Annotated in this window: 2 protein-coding genes; both read left to right on the top strand. The window is 67.6% G+C overall.

Going from position 1 to position 3,605, the window contains the following annotated elements; all coding sequences use genetic code 11:
• Positions 1 to 2,022, top strand: a 2,022-nt coding sequence (locus ABW137_RS37095) for a CaiB/BaiF CoA-transferase family protein (RefSeq protein ID WP_526408191.1), incomplete at its 5' end; no start/stop codon positions are given.
• Positions 2,019 to 3,581, top strand: a complete 1,563-nt coding sequence (locus ABW137_RS37090; protein ID WP_526408189.1) for an acetyl-CoA acetyltransferase — start codon at positions 2,019 to 2,021, stop codon at positions 3,579 to 3,581. The genes ABW137_RS37095 and ABW137_RS37090, both read left to right, overlap by 4 nt.
• The last annotated feature ends 24 nt before the right edge of the window (positions 3,582 to 3,605 follow it).

Below are 3,605 nucleotides of genomic sequence, written 5' to 3'. Positions count from 1 at the left end.
CCGTATCGCGATTGGCGCGGCGGCGAAGCGGTCCACCTCGCGATGGCTTCGACGCTGACGCGTTCCGGTGCGCCGAACCGCGAACCCCTACTGCCACCGGGTGAATTCGCCACTGAGAGCGGCGCAGTCCAGGCCGCGTTCGCGGCGCTGGTCGCCCATTACCGCGCCGTCGATACGGGAGTCGGCGATCACGTCGACTGCGCCTTCCACGACATGGCCGTCCAGGCGCTGGACCCAGGATTCGGGATGGCGGGCACCGCGACGATGGGTCGACCACTGTCGGAACTCCCGCCCGGCCGACCCGACGCTCGAATGCTGTACCCGATCTTCGCCTGCGCCGACGGACACGTGCGGTTGTGCATGCTGGCGGCCAAGCACTGGCGCGGCATGTTCGAATGGCTCGGCGCGCCCGAGGAGTTCGCCGATCCCTCCTTCGAGCAGCTCATCACCCGCTTCATGTCGTGGGACAGGCTGAAGGGGGCCATCGCTGCTCTGTTCGCGGATAAGTCACGCGAGGAGTTGCTCACTCGCGGTGATGAACTCGGGATCCCGATCGCCAGCCTGAACACCCCATCTGAAGCCGCCACCAGCGACCACGTCAGGGTTCGCGGGTCCTTCGTGGAGGCTGAAGTCGCACCGGGACTGGTGGGCCGCATCGCCAACGGATACCTCGAACTCGATTCACAGCGGGCCGGATTCCGTTTCCGCGCACCCACTCTCGGAGAGCACAACGCCGACGTGCTGCACGTCTACGGGGTTCGCGATGAGCCGACTGACACCGCGTTTGCGGCGGGTCCGGCGGACCGACCGCTATCCGGCGTCCGCGTCTTGGATCTCGGTGTCATCGTCGTCGGCGCCGAGTCGGGGCGACTGCTGGCCGACCAGGGAGCCGAGGTTATCAAGATCGAGAACAGAGCGTTCCTGGACGGAGCCCGCCAGGCCGACGGACCGGACAAGGTCAGCCACCCCTTCGCGGTCGGCAACAGGGGCAAGCTGAGCATGGGACTGAACCTCCGCTCGCCACGCGGCGCGCATGTGTTCCTCGATCTGGTCGCGAAGTCCGACGTCGTCCTGACCAACTTCAAGCCCGGCACCATGGAGTCGCTGGGCTTCGGCTTCGAAGCACTTCAAGCCGTCAACCCCGGCGTCATTGTGGTCGACAGCAGCGCACTCGGCAACACCGGGCCGTGGAGCAAGCGGATGGGGTACGGCCCGCTGGTGCGCGCTTCCGTCGGCCTCACCGAACTCTGGCGCCATCCGGATTCGCCGGACGCCTTCGGCGACGACATGACCGTCTACCCCGACCACGCCGCCGCACGCGTCGCCGTGGTGGCCGTGTTGGCCGCACTGACCGCACGTCGGCGGACCGGTGTCGGCACCAAGGTCAGTGTGGCGCAGATGGAGACCGTGTTCTGCCAACTGGCCACCGAGTACCTTCGGGAGTCGCTTCAGCCGGGAACGATGATCGCCCGCGGGAACGTCGGCGAGTTCGACGCCCCGCAGGGGGTGTACGCGTGCACGGGTGAAGACGCCTACTGCGTCGTGTCCGTGGACGGTGACGACGACTGGCGGAACCTGGCGAACGCCATCGGGCGCGGTGATCTCGCGGAGCGGGCCGAACTCGGGACTGCCTCAGGACGCGTTGCACATCGCGACGAACTCGATCACGCGTTGGGCGAATGGACCGCGTCTCTGGATCCCCGAGACGCGGCGAGCCGATTGCAGGCGGCGGGCGTGGCAGCGGGTCCCGCTGAGCACGTTCGCGGACTGCTGTCCGACCCGCAACTGGCGGAACGCGCACAGTTCGGCGAACTGTGCCAGCCCGGGTACGCACCGCCGATCCGAGTCGAATCGGGGCCTGCACTGTACGAACGCACTCCCCCGCCACTCCTGACGCCAGCGCCGCTTATGGCCGAGCACACCCGACTCGTGTGTGCAGACGTCCTGGGGCTCGACGACGCCGAGATCGACGAGCTCGCATCCGACGGCGTGCTGGAACTTCGCGAGGAGTCGAACGCGTGACGACTGCGGTGGATCCACGGACTCCGATCGTCGTCGGTGTCGGTCAGTTCGCCGAACGGATCGACGACGCCGACTATCGCGGGCTGTCGGCTGTCGAACTGGCCACCGCCGCCGCGCAGGCCGCCGTAGCGGACACCGGTGTCGACGCCGCTGCGATCGCCGACGCGATCGATACCGTGGCCGGAGTCAGGCAGTTCGAGATTTCCGGCCCGATGTTCGTTGCCCCCCTGGGCAAGTCGACGAACTATCCCCGGTCGGTGGCCAACCGCATCGGCGCCGCGCCGGCGCACGCGATTCTCGAGGTCGCAGGCGGGCAGAGCCCGCAGCATCTCATCAACGAACTGTCCGCCACGATCGCCGCGGGTGAGTCCGAGGTCGCGATGGTGTTCGGGTCCGAAGCGATCTCCACCGTGCGTCACCTCGCCGAGGCCGAGGACAAGCCGGACTTCTCGGAGACGGTGGACGGCCAGCTCGAGGATCGCGGATACGGTCTCGACGGTCTCGTCGATCGCTACACCGCCGGGCACGGCCTGGTGGACGCGCCGACGCAGTACGCGCTGTTCGAGAACGCCCGGCGCGCTCGGCTCGGGTCGAGTCCGTCGCAGTACGCCAAGGAGATGGGCGAACTGTTCGCCCCCTTCACCAAGGTCGCATCCGAGAACCGTTGGGCAGCTGCCCCAGTCGAACGAAGCGCCGATGAGCTGGTGTCCGTGAGCGAAAGCAATCGAATGATCGCCCATCCGTACCCGCGCCTGTTGGTCTCCCGCGATCAGGTCAACCAGGGCGCCGCGGTCCTGGTGATGTCGGTCGGTGCCGCCCGTCGGCTCGGTGTCCCCGAGGCGAAGTGGGTCTTCCTTCGCGGGCACGCCGACCTCCGCGAGCAGAACCTGATCGATCGGCCCGACCTGAGCCGTGCGCCGTCGGCGGCGACGGCGGTGACCGAAGCGCTGCGCGTGGCGGGCATCGGCCTCGACGACGTGGCCACATTCGACTTCTACAGCTGCTTCCCCATCGCGGTTTTCAACGTCTGCGACGGCATCGGGCTGGCCCCCGACGATCCGCGCGGTCTGACCGTGACCGGGGGACTGCCTTATTTCGGAGGCGCGGGAAACAACTACTCGATGCACGCCGTCGCTGAGACCGTTGCGCAGATGCGAAGCCAACCCGGGCGATTCGGCCTCGTCGGTGCGAACGGCGGCACCCTGTCGAAGTACTCGGTCGGGGTGTACTCGACCGAGCCCGCGGACTGGGTGGCCGACGACAGCGCGAAACTTCAGGACCAGATCAGGCGACGGCCCACGACGGACGTGACGGTCGTAGCCGACGGCTGGGCGACCGTCGAGACCTACACCGTCCGTTACGACCGAGCGGGCCTCACCGGCATCATCGTGGGCCGCCTCGAATCCAACGGTAGCCGGATCGTGGCCGCCACGACCGACGGCGACACCACCCTGTTGGAACTCCTCACCGATGCCGATCCGATCGGATCGCGCATATGGGTCCAGTCGTTCGACTACGGCAATCGGGCCACCCTCTCCCCCGACTCGGCCCGACAATGATTGGAGCGACTTCATGAAGGTGCT

It is taken from the genome of Mycobacterium sp., from assembly GCF_040509115.1.
Taxonomy (GTDB): Bacteria; Actinomycetota; Actinomycetes; order Mycobacteriales; family Mycobacteriaceae; genus Mycobacterium.
The sequence above is the reverse complement of the archived record's forward strand: the minus strand, read 5'-3'. Positions and strand labels throughout refer to the sequence as shown.